Origin of the sequence: Bacillus sp. SIMBA_026 (assembly GCF_046535335.1) — a bacterium.
Taxonomy (GTDB): Bacteria; Bacillota; Bacilli; order Bacillales; family Bacillaceae; genus Bacillus; species Bacillus velezensis.
In genome coordinates, this window is record NZ_JAWRWX010000001.1 from 847,358 (window position 1) to 865,465 (window position 18,108).

5 protein-coding genes are annotated in these 18,108 nt (G+C 50.1%); all 5 read left to right on the top strand.

From position 1 onward, the window contains the following. The first annotated feature begins 28 nt into the window (after window positions 1-28). The 5 genes from SB847_RS04260 to SB847_RS04280 are packed head-to-tail and all read left to right on the top strand — an operon-like array spanning window position 29 to window position 18,108. Window positions 29-277, top strand: coding sequence for an acyl carrier protein (locus SB847_RS04260; protein ID WP_007409841.1), 249 nt, complete (start codon window positions 29-31; stop codon window positions 275-277). Between the two features lie 51 nt (window positions 278-328). Beyond that, complete coding sequence (locus SB847_RS04265; protein WP_101670445.1) at window positions 329-1,591, top strand: hydroxymethylglutaryl-CoA synthase family protein; 1,263 nt, start codon at window positions 329-331, stop codon at window positions 1,589-1,591. Continuing rightward, window positions 1,588-2,361, top strand: a complete 774-nt coding sequence (locus SB847_RS04270) for an enoyl-CoA hydratase/isomerase (protein WP_060674185.1) — start codon at window positions 1,588-1,590, stop codon at window positions 2,359-2,361. The genes SB847_RS04265 and SB847_RS04270 overlap by 4 nt, the downstream gene beginning before the upstream one ends. Window positions 2,362-2,370: 9 nt before the next feature. After that, window positions 2,371-3,120, top strand: a complete 750-nt coding sequence (locus SB847_RS04275) for a polyketide synthase (protein ID WP_003154094.1) — start codon at window positions 2,371-2,373, stop codon at window positions 3,118-3,120. A gap of 39 nt (window positions 3,121-3,159) precedes the next feature. Then, entirely contained in the window at window positions 3,160-18,108 is a 14,949-nt protein-coding gene (locus SB847_RS04280) for an amino acid adenylation domain-containing protein (RefSeq protein ID WP_410577352.1), read from the top strand.

An 18,108-nucleotide genomic window follows, 5' to 3' on the forward strand; every position in this document is an offset into this window, starting at 1 on the left:
TAAAAAATGAAACAGGGAGGAACTGACAATGAGTAAAGAAAGAATCTTTGAATTGCTGCAGAACACAATCTACGAGGTATTGCCTGATTTAGAAGGCGAACAGCTTTCACAGGAAGACCGGTTAGTTGATCTGGGGGCGGATTCAGTGGACCGCGCCGAAATTATCACGATGATGCTTGAAGAATTATCACTGCAGATCCCGCGTGTTGAGCTGACGGGAGTGTCAAACATCGGCGAATTGGCGGCAAAGCTTTATGAAAAGGTACAGGCTGTCTGATAAAGCGGTGAAACAATCGGAAACTCAAAATTCATATTGGAGGCGAAGTTCATGGCGGCTGCCGGAATAGAAGCGATAAATGTGTTTGGCGGGACAGCATACCTAGATGTCATGCAGCTGGCGGAGTACAGAAACTTAGACCCTGCCAGATTTGAGAATTTACTGATGAAAGAAAAAGCGGTGGCGCTTCCGTACGAAGACCCCGTTACATTCGGCGTTAACGCGGCAAAGCCGATTATCGACCGATTGACAGAGGCTGAAAAAGACAGAATCGAGCTGCTGATTACCTGCTCGGAGTCCGGCATAGACTTCGGAAAATCACTCAGTACATATATTCATGATTACTTAGGCCTCAACCGGAACTGCCGTTTATTTGAACTGAAGCAAGCCTGTTATTCAGGAACGGCGGGCTTGCAGATGGCGCTTAATTTTATTTTGTCGCAGACATCCCCCGGAGCGAAGGCGCTTGTCGTCGCGACGGATATTTCCCGGTTTTTAATTGCCGAAGGCGGAGATGCGTTAAGCGAGGATTGGTCTTACGCAGAACCGAGCGCCGGAGCGGGTGCCGTCGCCTTATTGATCGGTGAAAATCCGATTGTATTTCAGGCGGATGCGGGCGCCAACGGCTATTACGGCTATGAGGTGATGGATACATGCCGTCCGATCCCGGACAGTGAAGCCGGTGATGCCGATTTGTCATTGATGTCTTACCTCGATTGCTGTGAACAGACATTTCGCGAGTACAAAAACCGTGTGCCGGGCGCTGACTATAAAGAGACGTTTCACTATCTAGCCTTCCATACACCGTTTGGCGGCATGGTAAAAGGAGCCCACCGGACGATGATGCGCAAGCTTGCAAAAGCGAAAAACGCTGAAATCGAACAGGATTTTCAAGCCAGAGTAGAGCCGGGGCTCCGCTACTGCCAAAGAGTCGGAAACATTATGGGGGCAGCCTCTTTACTGGCTCTTGCAAGCACGATTGACCAAGGGGCATTCGACACTTCTAAGCGGATCGGCTGTTTTTCGTACGGCTCCGGGTGCTGTTCAGAATTTTACAGCGGCGTTGTGACGCCTGAAGGACAAACGCGGCAGCATTCTTTCAAAATAGAAGAGCACTTGAACAACAGATACAGGCTGTCCATGGAAGAATATGAAGAACTGTTTAAAGGCAGCGGTTTGGTGAAGTTTGGAACCCGGAATGTCAAATTGGATGTGAATATGATTCCGAACATTTTAGACCATCATACCGGAAGCCCTCGTTTGTATTTGGAAGAAATCACGGAATTTCATCGGAAATACAGGTGGATCCCGTGACCTATGAAACGATAAACGTCCGTTTTCAGCAAAATGTCTGCTTCATCACCTTTGATCGGCCTGAAGCCAACAATACGATTAATGAGCGTTTAGTGGAGGAATGCCTGCACGTTCTTTCTGAATGTGAAGACTCCGTGACCTCCGTAGTGCTTGAAGGGCAGCCGGAGGTATTTTGTTTCGGGGCGGATTTTGATGAGATGTACCGGAAAATGAGGCAGGGAATGCAGCATGCGGAATCGCAGGAGCCGCTTTACCGTTTGTGGCTGGCATTAAAATCCGGGCCGTACATCACAATCGCCCGCGTCCGCGGAAAAGTAAATGCGGGAGGTGTCGGTTTTGCCGCCGCCTGCGATATCGTCATTGCAGAGGAGAGTGCTTCGTTCAGTTTATCTGAACTGTTATTCGGACTTTATCCAGCCTGCGTTCTGCCGTTTTTAATTCAAAGAATCGGATTTCAAAAGGCGCATTATATGACGATCATGACAAAGCCCGTGCCGGCACGCCAGGCGCTTGAATGGGGACTTTGTGACGTATGCGTCCCGGACTCAGCAACAGAGCTGAGAAAGCATTTGCTGCGCCTCCGCCCGCTGTCGAAAAAAGCAGTCATCCGCTATAAAAAATACATGGATTCCTTAAACGACCTTGTTCATCGTTCGAAATCCATTGCTTTAGCCGAAAATCAAGCGATGTTTTCAGATCCGGATAACCAATCAGCCATCTTCCGTTATGCAGAAACGGGGCGGCTTCCTTGGGAAACGGAGAACAGTTAGGAGGATATCATGCCGAACGCCGCAGTTGAACTGCTCGAAATTGAACCGGATATTATCCAAGTGACAATGCAGGATAAAGCCCATAAAAACGCCTTCTCCAAAGAACTGACGGATGGATTGATGGAAGCATTCACCCGTATAAAAAAATCGTCAGTCTATAAAGCTGTGATTTTAACAGGATATGGCCATTACTTTGCTTCCGGAGGCACACAGGAAGGCCTGCTCAGGATTCAGCAGGGCATCACGAAGTTTACGGAAGACCGCATGTACTCTTTGGCGCTGGAATGTGATATCCCCGTCATTTCCGCCATGCAGGGCCACGGAATCGGAGGCGGGTTTGTCATGGGGCTTTTCAGTGATTTTGTCATTTTAAGCAAAGAAAGCGTGTATACCGCCAACTTTATGAAATACGGTTTCACCCCCGGAATGGGCGCTACCTTTATCGTTCCGGAGAAGCTTGGGGCAAGCCTCGGCCATGAAATGCTGTTAAACGGCGGCCACTACCGCGGCGGTGACCTGGAGAAAAGAGGGGTGCCTTTTCCGGTGCTTCCGCGGCAGGAAGTACTAGACTATGCGCAGGAATTGGCCCGTGAGCTTGCGGAAAAACCGAGAAACTCTTTAATTACATTGAAAAGGCACTTGGTGACGCCGTTTCGCGAGCAGCTTCCGGCCGTCATTGAGAAGGAGTTAATCATGCACGATGAGACGTTTCATGATGATGAAGTGAAAAAACGAATCACGACGATGTACGGAGTATAAGACATACATCTTACATACAGATGAAATGGAGGCAGCTCTATGAAAAGTGATATGAAGACAAGCGGGTTACTCAAGCCATCTGTCAGCTATGGAAAATCATTGCGGCTTTCAGCGGATCAGCCGATGACGATTCCTGAAGTCCTGCACAAAACCGCCGCGGCAGCGGGAGATCAAAAGGGCATCACATATATTCAGCCTGACGGCACCAAAGTGTACCAGACTTACAGCGGCCTGAAAAAGATCGCTCTTTCGATTGTGAAAGGGCTCCGCCAATCAGGAGTGAAGGCTCAGGATGAAGTCATATTACAGCTCAGTGACAATTCCCAGCTGATTCCTGCTTTTTGGGGCTGTGTTTTTTTAGGAGCGATCCCGGTTCCGCTTGCGGCCGCTCCGGCTTATACAGAAATGAACAGCGGGACGCAAAAACTGAAAGATGCCTGGATGCTGTTGAATCAGCCGTATGTCATCACAAGCCGTGACGTGCTGCCGGAGATGACTGAATGGGCGGAGGAGCAGGAGCTTTCCGGGTTTTGCGCTTTGGCGGCAGAAGATCTCAGTGCGCATGAAATGGACACGGACTGTCATCATCCCCGTCCGGAAGATTTGGCGATGCTGCTTTTGACCTCGGGAAGCACGGGCACGCCGAAAGCCGTGATGCTCAGCCATGAAAACATCGTCTGCATGGTCAAAGGAAATATTCAGATGCAGGGCTATACAAGTGAGGATGTCACGTTTAACTGGATGCCTTTTGACCATGTCGGCGGCATCGGAATGCTTCATCTGCGTGATGTTTATCTCGGATGTGAGGAAATCAACATACCGAGCGAATCCATTTTGATGGACCCTTTAAAATGGCTCGACCTGATTGATCATTACCGCGCTTCGGTCACGTGGGCCCCCAATTTTGCCTTTGGGCTGCTTGCCGATTTTGCAGAAGAGATTCAAACGCGGAAATGGGACTTATCTTCCATGCGTTACATGCTGAACGGCGGGGAGGCCGCAGTTGCGAAAGTCGGACGCAGAATTATGGAGCTTTTAGAGCCGCACGGTCTGCCGGCTAATGCCATCCGTCCCGCATGGGGAATGTCCGAAACGTCTTCGGGCGTTATTTTCTCAGATGAGTTTACACTGGAAAACACGAGTGACGACGATCGTTTCGTCGAGATCGGTCTGCCGATCCCGGGATTTAATATGAGAATTACGGATGACCGCAATCAAGTGGTGGAAGAAGGAGAAATCGGCCGCTTCCAAGTGTCGGGTCTGACTGTAACGAGCGGATATTATGAGCGCCCGGACTTAAATGAGAGTGTCTTTACAGAAGACGGCTGGTTTGAAACGGGAGATCTCGGATTTCTGCGTGAAGGCCGCCTGACGATAACGGGGCGCACGAAAGATGCCATCATTATTAACGGTGTGAATTATTACAGCCATGCCATTGAATCAGCCGTTGAGGAATTGCCGGAAATTGAAACGTCTTATACAGCGGCATGCGCCGTCCGGCCGAATCAAAGCACGACAGATGAGCTGGCGATTTTCTTTGTGACATCCATTCCGTTGGATGAGAATCGCATGACGAAGCTTCTTCATCACATTCACCAGCACGTGACACAGAGAATCGGCGTTACCCCTGATTATCTGCTTCCGGTCGCAAAGGAAGACATTCCTAAGACGGCGATCGGGAAAATCCAGCGCACTCAGCTGAAACATTCATTTGAACAAGGGCAATTTGATTCTTTACATAATAACAGACAAGAAGGCGGCAATTCAGACACGGCTTCTGCAGAGAAAGAAATTGAACGGGATTTTATCCGTTTTCTGAAAGAGGAACTTTCCATCGCGGATGAGCTCGTTGATCCAAATACGCCGTTTCAAAGTCTTGGCGTCAATTCCATCAAGATGATGAAACTCGCCAGATCAATTGAAAAAACGTATCACATCCGGCTGACGGCAAGAGAGCTGCACAAAAACCCGACGATTGGCGCTTTAGCGGCTTATACTGCTGAAAAAGCGGCAAACATGTCAGCTGAGCATCATCCCCAAAAAGCCGAACCGCCGGCAGAACGGGAGAGACGGCAAACGGCGCCAGCGCTTTCAGAAGTCCAAAAAGGGCTGTGGACATTGCAGAAAATGTCGCCTGAAACGACTGCATACCATGTCCCGCTCTGTTTCCGATTCACATCCGGAATCGACAAAGAGAAACTGAAACAGGCGTTTCAGCTCGTATTAAAGCAGCATCCGATGCTCAAAAGCGCCGTGAATGAAACAGACGGCGGGTTTTATTTCATAGAAGCGGCAGATCCTTTTGTATTCTCGGAAGAAGATATTTCTGACGTCAATGAATCACAAATATCCGCTCTGATACGGAAAAAAGTGAAAGAGCCGTTTGTCAAAGAAGGCGGGCCTTTGCTGCGCGTGCAGCTGCTTTCAAAATCCGCCGAGGAACATTATCTTTTGACGGTCATTCACCACATCGTGTTTGACGGCATTTCATCTATTACATTTATTCACAGTCTGCTGGATCATTATCAGGCGCTGCTGGAGGGAAAAGAAGAGTTTACGGCCGCTGTTCCCGGCATTCATCCCGATTTCGCGGCTTGGGAAAAGCAGTATTTGGCGGGTGAAGAAAGCAAAGCTGCCCGCGCTTACTGGATGAAACAGCTCGGGGGCGATCTGCCTGACCTTCAGCTTCCGCCGACGCGCACGGACAGCAGTGTTCCGGAGTTTACAGAAGATACGCTGACACGCCGTCTTCCCGAACGGCTGCTGAATAATATAACGGCGTTTGCCGCATCCCGTTCGATTCATTTGTCTACCGTCATGCTGAGCTGTTACATGGTGCTTTTAAGCAAATATACGGATAAGGAAGATATTGTGACAGGCATGCCTGCAATGGTCAGACCCGAAGAACGCTTTGACGGAGTGGTCGGGCATTTCCTCAACATGCTTCCCATACGGAGCAGAGCCGGACGAAAAGAAACATTTGCTGACTTTGTTCAAAAGGTGCAGGATGCCGTTCTGGACGGACTGGATCACTCATTTTATCCGTTTCCGAAAATGGTGCGTGATGTGCATGCGAACCCCCGGCAGAACGGTTCGCCTGTTTTCAGCAATGCCTTTTTCTATCAGAACTTTCTGCAGCATTCAAGCTATCAATCGATGCTTGATGAATACAAGGAATTCTCCTGTGAGTTTGTAAAAGACATTCATCAGGAGGGGGAATATGATCTTGTATTTGAAATGTGGGAAGAAGCATCAGGCATGGATCTTACGATTAAATACAGCACCGAATTATTCGACGAAGCGGGGGCGGCCAGACTTTTCAGCCAATTTGTACAGGCTGCTGAAGCTTTGACGGCGAATCCGGATACGCCGCTTGAGAACGTTTCTCTCATGACAAAAAGAGAGGAGCACATGATTCTTAAGACTTGGAATGAAACAAGCCGTGAATATCCGGATGCCTGCTTCCATGAATTATTCGAACGTCAGGCGGCAGAAACGCCGGACGCTTGTGCGGTCGTGTATGAACAGCAACAGCTGACATACCGTGAGCTTGATGAAAAAAGCACGAAGCTGGCGCTCTATTTGCAGGCGCACGGTGCAGGCCCTGATGATCTCATCGGCATTTATACAGACCGATCATTGCATATGGCTGTCGGACTTCTCGGCATTTTAAAAGCCGGGGGAGCGTATGTGCCGCTTGATCCTTCTTATCCCGCTGACAGATTGGAATATATGATCGCCGACAGCAGGATTTCAATGTGCCTGACGACAGCTGATTTAGAGCACTCTTTGAACTGGGGAGGCGTGCAGACAACTGCCATTGACCGCGATTGGTCTCATATTGAAAGTACAGCCGCGGAAAGAACGTCGCTGAAGCGGTTAGTGACACCTGACGATCTGGCGTATGTCATTTACACGTCGGGCAGCACGGGCAAACCGAAAGGCGTGATGATTCCGCACCGGGCGCTGACCAATTTCTTAATTTCGATGGCGAATGAACCGGGGCTTTCGTCCGAAGATAAACTGCTTGCCGTCACGACATATTGCTTTGACATCGCGGCCCTGGAGCTTTACCTTCCTTTAATCAAAGGAGCGGAGTGCAACATCTGTAAGACAGAAGTCACAAAAGACGCACGGAAGCTGAAAGAGCTGATTCAAGAGTACAAACCGACGATCATGCAGGCGACGCCGTTTACGTGGAAAATGCTCTTTCATTCCGGATGGTCAAATGAAGAAAAAGTGAAAATCCTTTGCGGCGGAGAGGCGCTTAGCGAACAATTGAAGCAGCAGTTTCTCGATACGAAAAGCGAGGCTTGGAATATGTTCGGGCCGACAGAGACGACAATCTGGTCCGCGGTGCAGCGTATAACGGAAAATGAGAGCGCGCTTACGATCGGACGCCCGATCGCCAATACCCGCGTGTATATTATGGATTCCGGTCTCAACCCTGTTTTAGAAGGGGTGCCGGGAGAACTTTGTATTGCGGGAGACGGATTGGCAAGAGGGTATTTCAACAAGCCTGAGCTGACAGATAAAGCTTTCGTCAGCCACCGCCTCGAACTGGGATCAAAGCTTTATAAAACAGGCGATATGGCGCGTTTTCTTCCCGGCGGCCGCATTGAATACATGGGACGGATAGATACCCAAGTCAAAATCCGCGGATACCGCATTGAACCCGGAGATATTGAGAGCAGGCTGAATGCCCATCCGGCCGTACAGGAAAGTGTAGTTGTTGTGAACAATCACTCCGGAAATGAAAAGCTTTGCGCGTTTTATATCCGGAAAAACGGAGAGCCGCTTCCGTCTGCAAAGGAATTGCGCATTCATTTGAAACAAGCGCTGCCGGCCTATATGACGCCAGCTTCGTTTATCTGTCTTGAAGAGCTGCCGCTCACACCGAACGGAAAAGTGGACCGCAAGCTTCTTGCTGCCCGCGATCTGACGGAAAAGCAGCCGGACACACAAACATTTTCATCATCTCATATCCAGCAGGCGGTACTGGCGATTTGGCAGGATGTATTGAAAAGCAAAGATATAGAGCTTGATGACCGCTTTTTTGATGCGGGGGGAGATTCGCTTCTTGCCGTGACTGTCACTGACCGGATGACGCAGGAACTGGATTGTGAATTCAGTGTAACGGAGCTGTTTGAATACGCGACGGTAAAAGACATCAGCCGGTATATCGCTGAACAAAAACCGAAAGAAGCCGTTTGGGCTCCTGTACCGCAAAAGAAAGTGAATGCAGAAGACCGGGAACATCCGGCGGGAGAATTTCCCGATTATTACGAGGACAGCCTTGCGGTTATCGGTATATCCTGTGAGTTTCCGGGAGCGAAAGATCATTATGAATTTTGGAATAACATCAAAGAAGGCAAAGAAAGCATCACCTTCTTTTCAAAAGAGGAGCTCCGCCGATTCGGTATTTCTGAAGAACTGGCTGATCATCCCGGCTTCGTTCCGGCTAAATCAGTTTTAGAAGGGAAAGAAATGTTTGATCCCGGTTTCTTCGGCTTTTCACCGAAAGATGCGGAATATATGGATCCTCAGCTGAGAATGCTTTTGCTCCATTCATGGAAGGCAATCGAGGATGCGGGATATATCTCCAAAGAAATTCCGGAAACAAGCGTGTATATGTCTGCCAGCACGAACTCTTACCGCAGCCTGCTGCCGGAGGAGACGACAGCACAGCTGGAAACGCCGGATGGCTACGTGTCATGGGTGCTTGCCCAAAGCGGTACGATTCCGACGATGATTTCTCATAAACTCGGGTTGAAAGGGCCGAGCTATTTTGTCCATGCCAACTGCTCATCTTCGCTAATCGGCCTGCATTCGGCTTTTCAAAGCCTGCAGTCCGGCGAAGCCAAGTACGCCCTCATCGGCGGTGCGACCCTTCATACGGAATCAAGCGCCGGATATGTTCATCAGCCGGGGCTGAATTTTTCGAGCGACGGGCATATTAAAGCGTTTGACGCGGATGCTGACGGAATGATCGGCGGTGAGGGAGCCGGCGCCGTGCTCTTGAAAAAAGCGTCTGATGCCGTTAAGGACGGCGACCATATTTATGCGCTGCTGCGGGGAATCGGCGTCAATAACGACGGAGCGGATAAGGTCGGATTTTATGCGCCGAGCGTCAAAGGACAGGCTGAGGTCATTCAGAAGGTCATTGATCAGACGGGCATCCATCCTGAAACGATCGCGTACGTCGAAGCTCACGGCACAGGAACAAAACTCGGCGATCCGATCGAACTGTCCGCACTTCAATCGGTGTACGGCCGATATACAGATAAAAAACAATACTGCGGCATCGGTTCAGTCAAAACAAATCTCGGGCATTTGGATACAGCGGCCGGAATGGCGGGCTGCATCAAGGTTGTCATGAGCTTATATCATCAGGAGATCGCGCCGAGCATCAATTACAAAGAGCCGAACCCGAATCTTCATTTAGAAGACTCTCCGTTTTACGTAGCGGAAGAAAAGAAAGAGTTAACCCGTGAGAACAGAGCGCACCGCATGGCTTTAAGCTCTTTCGGTCTTGGCGGAACAAACACACACGCGATTTTTGAACAATACCCGGATGCATCCGAAGCAGCAGACGCTGCGGGTCCGTTCATCATTCCGTTGTCTGCCAGAAAAAAAGATCGTCTGAAGGAGTACGCAAAACAGCTGCTGGCTTTTCTGGAAAGAAAAACGGACGCCGACCTCGCTGATCTTGCCTACACGTTCCAAGTCGGAAGGGAAGCGATGGAAGAGCGCGCTGCCTTTATCACAAGCGGCACTGCGGAGCTGAAGCGGCAGCTTGCCGATTTTATCAATGATAAGCCGGCTGTAACAGGCTGCTTCAGAGGAGAAAAACAGCAGGCGAAAGATATTGCCTGGCTTTCTGATGATGATGACAGCGCTGAACTCATTGAGAAATGGCTTGCGAAAGGAAAAGGATCGAAGCTCTGTGAAATGTGGAGTAAAGGTGTCGCCATCAATTGGCACAAGCTTTACAAAGACAAGCATCCGAAACGAATCAGCGTGCCGGTCTACCCGTTTGCAAAGGAGCCGTACTGGCCGAAAAAAGCAGAAAAGAACACATCTGCCGCACACAACGGAGTCTCAGTTTTACACCCGCTCGTGCAGCAAAATACGTCAGATTTAACCATTCAGAAGTTCAGCTCACTGTTTACAGGATCAGAATTTTTCCTGAAGGATCATGTGGTCAGGGAAAAAGCGGTGCTGCCGGGAGCGGCATATTTGGAAATGTCTTATGAAGCGGTAAAACGGGCGCTTGGCGGCTTATTAAGAGACCAAGACAGAATAACGCTCCATCATACCATCTGGATGAAACCGATCGTCGTTCACGAACAAGAACGCCGTGTTCATATTGCACTGTTCCCTGAAGAGGACGGCATCATCTCATATGACATTTACAGCGTAAACGCTGACGATGAAGAAGTGCTGCACAGCCAAGGGCGCGCCGAAATCATAAAGGCTGAACCAGAGCCTGAGACAGACCTTTCTGCCATACAAAACAGATGCACAGCGGACATTCTTGATCCGGCGGCCTTTTATCGGGAAGGCCGGAGCAGGGGGATGTTCCACGGAAAAGCCTTCCAAGGCATTAAGTCCGCCTTTATCGGCGAGAAAGAAGTGCTTTCGGACATACAGCTTCCGGATTCTGTTTCTCACACGAACGGACAATTTACGCTTCATCCGAGCATCATTGATTCAGCTATTCAGACGGCGACGATCTGCATTATGCAAGAGTTTTCCGGACAAAAGCTGATTCTGCCGTTTGCACTGGAATATCTTGAAGTCGTCAAAGCATGCACGCCGACTATGCGGGCGCATGCACGCTTCAGTGACGGATATCAAACCGGTGATTCCGTGCAGAAAGCCGACATTGACCTGTTCGACGAAACAGGAGCGCTTTGCGTGAAGGTAAGAGGATTCTCTACGAGAGTGCTAGAAGGCGATGCAGAATCGGCTCAGCGGCTATCAGGCTCGGAAAAGGTCTTGTTTGCACCGGTCTGGAAAGAAGCCGCCGCATCCGAGAAAGCCTCTGTCCATGCTGATGAGCATTTGATCATACTTTGTGAAGATGCCAGCCGTATAAAAGATGAAGCGGCATCCGGCCTGAAAGACGCCGAACTGCTGATTGCAGAAGGTGAGGGTGAAACAGCCGCTGAACGCTTCCAAAGCTTTGCGCAGACAATCGCTGAACACATCCGGCGGATCATCAGCGAAAAAAGGCAGGGCCGCATTCTGATTCAGACTGTTATTTCAGCAGACGGCAGCCAGCAATTGTTTGCGGGGTTAACAGGTTTGTTAAAAACAGCCGAGCTGGAATACGGAAAACTTGACTGTCAGCTCATCGAAATGGAATCAATCGGCGAAATGCCGGCTGTCGCTCAAAAACTGAAAAACGACAGTCATCGGCCGCATGATAAACATATCCGTTATAAAGGAGAAAAACGGTATGTGAAGGCTTGGGAAGAAATGCATCCCGCAGGGGGCGGCATCGTCTGGAAGGACGAAGGCGTATATCTGATTACCGGAGGGGCAGGAAGCCTGGGGTTGATGTTCGCAAAAGAAATCGCAGGTCGCGTAAAACACCCGAAAATCATTCTGACCGGCCGCTCAAATCTGGCAGAAGCCAAACAGCGTGAGCTTGCTATGCTTCAGCACTCAGGCGCAAATGTCGTCTACAAAAAGCTGAATGCGGCAGACCGGCGGGAAAATGAAGCGCTGATAAAAGAGATTACGGCGGATTTCGGAAAGCTTAACGGAATTATTCACGCTGCGGGAGTGATACAAGACCGCTTCCTGCTGCAAAAAACGAAGGAAGAGTTCAGAGAAGTGCTTGATCCGAAAGTCATCGGAACCGCTTATTTAGATGAAGCCAGCAAAGACTGCAATCTTGACTTTTTCGTATTGTTCTCCAGTGTTTCCGGCGTTCTCGGCAATGTCGGGCAGGCTGATTATGCTGCCGGCAACGCGTTTATGGATGCATACGCCGCTTACAGGCAATCCCTTACGGAGAATGGCCTTCGGCACGGAAAAACGGTCGCCTTTAACTGGACGCTGTGGAAAGATGGCGGGATGCAGGCGGGAGACGAGACGGAGAGAATGATGAAAAAAGCTTTCGGCATGGTTCCGCTTCAAAAGGCGTCAGGCCTGGCTGCATTTTATGAAGGAATGGCTCAGGAAAAGCCGCAGCTTTTAGCAACCGAAGGACACGCAGCAAAATTAAAACAGTCGTTCCTATCCGTTTCTGAAACTGAAAAGCCGCAGGTGGAGAAAATAGAGCCTGTATCCGCCGTTTCGGGAGACAAATGGCACGGTGCGCTTATCCGATTGGTCAGTTCAATTTTAAAAGTCGGCCAAGACGAGATTGATATTGATACGGAATTGAGTGAATACGGTTTTGATTCCGTATCGTTTACCGTCTTTACGAATCAATTAAATGAAGCGTATCAGCTGGAGCTGGCGCCGACGATCTTCTTTGAGTACGGGACGATCCGCAGTTTAGCAGAGTATTTGACGGATGAGGCAGAAGCCGGCCTTCCTTCTCAGCCGGAAGAAAAACACGATGCAGAAGAATCTCTTCAAACGCTTCAGACCGCTTTGACAGCCATGGTAAGCGGCATTTTAAAAGTAGACCGTGAGGACATTGAGGCAGATACGGAATTGAGTGAATACGGTTTTGATTCCGTATCGTTTACCGTCTTTACGAATCAATTAAATGAAGCGTATCAGCTGGAGCTGGCGCCGACGATTTTCTTTGAGTACGGAACGATCAGCGGTCTCGCCGGATATTTGGCAAAAGAGCATCCGGGCCGTTTCGGCGAAAAGAAGAAAGAGTCTCCGGAAAAAGCGCAGCCAAAAGCCCAAAAACCGAAAATGCAGCGGAAAAAGCGCTTCGCAACGGTAATGAAAGCTGCGGCAGCGACACAAGAGCCGCGCGGCAATGACCCGGTTGCCATTGTCGGAATCAGCGGCCGATTCCCGGGTGCAAAGGATATAGAGGAATTTTGGCGCAATTTGAAAGAAGGAAAGGATTCGATCACAACCATTCCGAAAGAACGCTGGGATTGGCAAGCGTTTGATGGCGACCCGAATCTTGAAGGGAATAAAACGCATATCAAGTGGGGCGGCTTTATCGACGGAATAGCTGAATTTGATCCGCTGTTCTTTGGGATTTCACCGCGGGAAGCCCAATATTTAGATCCGCAGCAGCGGCTGTTATTGACTTATGCATGGCGGGCGATAGAAGATGCGGGCTGTAAGCCGGAAAGCCTTTCCGGCACAAATACGGGCGTCTTTATCGGCACCGGAAATACCGGTTATAAAGATTTGTTCACAAGGGCAGGTCTAGCGCCGGAAGGACATGCGGCGACAGGCAGCATGATTCCTTCCATAGGTCCGAACCGTTTGAGCTATTTGTTAAATCTTCACGGGCCGAGCGAGCCGATTGAAACGGCATGTTCAAGCTCGCTTGTGGCGATTCACCGGGCGGTATCCGCTATAGAAAACGGAGAATGCGACATGGCGATTGCCGGGGGAATCAATACGATTCTGACGGAAGAAGCGCATATCAGCTACAGCAAAGCAGGCATGCTCAGCAAAGACGGAAAATGCAAAACCTTCTCCAAAGATGCCAACGGGTATGTCAGAGGAGAAGGCGCGGGAATTCTGATGCTGAAGAAACTGACAGATGCAGAACGTGACGGCAATCCGATTTACGGCGTGATCCGCGGTACGGCTGAAAACCACGGCGGCCGGGCGAATACGTTAACCTCGCCGAATCCGAAACTGCAGGCTGATTTATTGGTGAAAGCATACCGGAAAGCGGGAGTGGACCCGAGCACCGTCACGTATATTGAAGCGCACGGTACAGGAACGGAATTGGGCGACCCGATTGAAATAAACGGTTTGAAAGCGGCGTTTCACGAGCTGGCGAAAACAAATCAAGAGCCTGAAGTCTCCGGTCACCGCTGCGGCATCGGTTCGGTCAAAAGCAATATCGGCCATTTAGAGCTTGCCGCGGGAGTATCAGGCGTGATGAAAGTGCTTTTGCAAATGAAACATAAAACGCTGGTGAAAAGCCTGCATTGCGAGACGATCAATCCGTACATTCAGCTCGATGACAGTCCTTTCTACATCGTGCGGGAAAATCAGGAATGGACGGCAGGAAAAGATAGCAACGGAAATGCCATTCCGCGCCGGGCCGGGGTCAGCTCATTTGGCATCGGCGGGGTCAACGCCCATATCGTCATTGAAGAGTATGTCCCGAAAGAAGCCGCTCAGCCTGAGCACAGCCCGGAAAATCCGGCAATCATCCTTTTGTCCGCCAAATCAAAAGAAAAACTGTTTGAACAGGCGCAGCAGCTGCAAAAAGCGATCCGTCAAACGCCGTATACAGATCAAGACTTGGCGGGCGTCGCTTATACGCTGCAAACCGGAAGGGACGAAATGGAAGAGCGCTTGGCCATTCTTGCAGCGACGATGGCGGAATTGGAAACAAAGCTCGAAGCATTTACGAAAAATGTGAAAAACATCGCTGGGCTCTATACCGGCCAGTCTCACCGCAATAAAGATACGTTTGCCTTGTTCACGGCAGATGAAGATATGGACATCGTCATTGACGCCTGGATTAAAAAAGGCAAATTCGCCAAGCTGGCAGAGGTATGGGTGAAAGGCGGCGTATTGAATTGGAACCGGCTGTATGAAAAGGGTACGCCGCGTTTACTCAGTCTACCGTCTTATCCGTTCGCAAAAGACACGTATTGGGTGCCGGAGAATCCTGACAAAAATAAGGTCCATACAGAGGAACGGATGAAACGTATTCTGACGAAACAATGGGAACTGAGCCCGCTCGAACTGCGTGAACCGTGCGCACGTTCCGTTGCGATTTTGACAGGCGGGGACACGATCAATCTCGCAGAAGAGATCGCAGCGCATATGCCGAATCACCGTATCATCACCGCATCAGACCTTTCCGGTGAATATGACTGGCAGGCGTTTGACGGAGTCATCGACCTCCTCGGCGCAGCGAAAGAAGATTCTCAAGACATGGCCGGAATCAAATGGCTTCAGCAATTGATTGAGCATGGGCATAAAGAAGGGATGACACTGCTTTGTGTCACGAAAGACCTTGAGTCATTAAATAAAGAGGCCAATCAAACAACAGGAGCAAAACGGGCCGGTCTGTACAGAATGCTGGCATGCGAGTACGGTCACCTGTCTTCAAGACATCTCGACCTTGAAGGAGCGCTTTCGGATGACAAACTGGCGAAGCAGATTGCCGATGAGTTTCATGCCCGTACTGATGACGCGGAAGTTTGCCGGAGGGACGGCTTGCGCTACCGCGCCGTATTGAGCGGATCAGAAAATATGAATATGCAAGGCGAGAGAATTGATTTTCCGGACAACCATGTGCTTCTGATCACCGGGGGTACGAGGGGGATCGGCCTTTTATGCGCACGCCATTTTGCCGAACATTATGGAGTGAAAAAACTGGTGCTTACAGGCCGTGAGACCCTTCCGCCGCGAAGTGAGTGGACGGGCGGACTGAATGGGGTGACGGCTCCTGTAAAAGCGAAAATTGAAGCTGTTCTCGACTTGGAATCCAAAGGTGTACAAGTGAAGGTATTGTCAGTCCCGTTAGCTGATGAAGCCGGGCTGAGACAGGAACTGAGTCAGATAAAACAGACGCTCGGACCTATCGGCGGCGTGATTCACTGCGCGGGTGTGACCGATAAAGAGACGCTCGCATTCATCAGAAAAACTGATGAAGACATACAGCGCGTGCTCGAGCCGAAAGTAGACGGGCTTCAGGCGTTATACAGTGTGCTCAGCGAAGAGCCGCTCAAGTTTTTCGTCTTGTTCTCTTCCGTGTCAGCTGCGATACCGGCCCTTTCGGCAGGACAGGCCGACTATGCCATGGCCAATGCGTATATGGACTATTTTGCAAACTCATACAAAGAGCAGCTGCCGATCGTAAGCATTCAGTGGCCGAACTGGAAAGAAACCGGAATGGGCGAAGTAACAAACAAAGCTTATAAAGAGAGCGGGCTATACAGCATCACGAATGCAGAAGGATTACAGCTCCTTGACGGAATACTTCTTGAATCAGCAAGGGGCCCGGTGCTGCCGGCCGTTCTGAATCCTAAGCTGTGGAAGCCGGAGCGATTCCTGCGGCGGAGCAGGCAGGATCAGCCAATGAGTCCGGCTATGGTAAAACCGGCGGAAAAAACCGCTTATGCTGCCGCAGACAACGCTCAATTAACAAGGAAAACAGAAGAATGGCTGAAAGAATTATTTTCTGAAGAGCTGCGGATTGACCAGGACCAGCTTGAGACAGACGTATTATTCCAGGATTACGGAGTGGATTCCATTATTCTTGCTCAGCTTCTGCAGCGGATCAATCGGAATCTCTCGGCATCGCTTGACCCGTCCATTCTGTATGAATATCCGACGATTCAATCTTTCGCAAATTGGCTTCTCGAAGGATATACAGAAGTTTTGTCAGAACGGTTTGATTTGGCGGCGGAGCCTGTTAAGAAGAAGCCGGCTGAGCCGGTGATTGAAACACAAGCCGTTAAGGTGCAAGAAGAGGCGGCCGGAAAACAGATTCACCGGGAAGATATCGCGGTCGTCGGCATGTCCTGCCGGTTTCCGGGGGCGGCTTCCTTAGAGGCGTACTGGTCGCTTTTGGCTGAAGGCCGTTCGGCTATCGGTCCTGTTCCGGCTGAGCGATGGGGTTTGAAGACGCCTTATTACGCGGGAATGCTCGATGGAATTCATCAATTTGATCCGGACTTCTTTTTACTGGCAGAAGAAGATGTAAAGGCAATGGACCCTCAAGCTTTGGCCGCTCTGGAAGAATGCCTTAACCTGTGGTATCACGCTGGCTATACGCCGGATGAGATAAAGGGAGAAGCAATAGGTGTGTATCTCGGCGGACGCAGCCGTCACAGACCGGGTGAAGAGAAACTGCTGGATGCGAAAAACCCGATCGTCGCGCTGGGCCAGAATTATTTGGCCGCAAATCTCTCTCAATATTTTGATATACGCGGCCCGAGCGTTGTCCTCGATACGGCTTGTTCTTCTGCTTTAGTCGGAATGAATATGGCCGTGCAGGCTCTTGTAACAGGAGAAATAAAAGCGGCCGTCGTCGGCGGGGTGAGCCTGTTTGAATCAGAGGAAACCCATAAATTATTTGAACAGCGCGGCATATTAAGTAAAGCGCAGTCGTTCCATGTATTTGACGAACGCGCCGATGGAGTCGTGCTGGGCGAGGGTGTCGGAATGGTTCTTTTAAAAACCGTGTCGCAGGCGATTGAAGACGGAGATTCTATTTATGCCGTAGTGAAGGCGGCATCCGTCAATAATGACGGAAGAACGGCAGGCCCGGCTACGCCGAGTCTGGAAGCGCAAAAATCCGTCATGAAGACGGCTCTTGAAAAAAGCGGAAAACAGCCGGAAGACATCACTCATATTGAAGCGAACGGTTCAGGCACGGTCGTGACAGATCTGTTAGAACTGAAGGCCATTCAATCCGTCTACCGTTCAAAAGACGCCGGCCCGCTCGGAATCGGATCTGTGAAACCGAACATCGGGCACCCGCTTTGCGCGGAAGGAATTGCAAGTTTCATAAAAGTTGTTCTCATGCTGAAAGAAAAGAGCTTTATTCCGTTTTTATCAGGTGAGCACGAAAATACACATTTTGATAGAGAAAAGGCCAATATTCAGTTCAGCCGCACTCTGGCAGACTGGCCGTCACCAATACCGGCGGCAGGAATTAACTGCTTTGCCGACGGCGGAACAAACGCCCACGTCATTGTGGAAGCGTGGCAGGAAGACGAAGGGCGCCGAATCAAGCGCCATCCTTTAACACCGCCTGCATTAAATAAGCGGCTGATTTCGCCGGACAGCAAAGAAGAAACGAACGAAAAAGCTGCGGCAAACATCTGGGATACCTATGAAGTGGAGGTTTAA

Bases quoted from the DNA above. Each gene is read 5' to 3' on its own strand.
- SB847_RS04265 (WP_101670445.1), top strand. From the start codon at position 329: ATGGCGGCTGCCGGAATAGAAGCGATAAATGTGTTTGGCGGGACAGCA.
- SB847_RS04280 (WP_410577352.1), top strand. From the start codon at position 3,160: ATGAAAAGTGATATGAAGACAAGCGGGTTACTCAAGCCATCTGTCAGC.
- SB847_RS04260 (WP_007409841.1), top strand. From the start codon at position 29: ATGAGTAAAGAAAGAATCTTTGAATTGCTGCAGAACACAATCTACGAG.
- SB847_RS04275 (WP_003154094.1), top strand. From the start codon at position 2,371: ATGCCGAACGCCGCAGTTGAACTGCTCGAAATTGAACCGGATATTATC.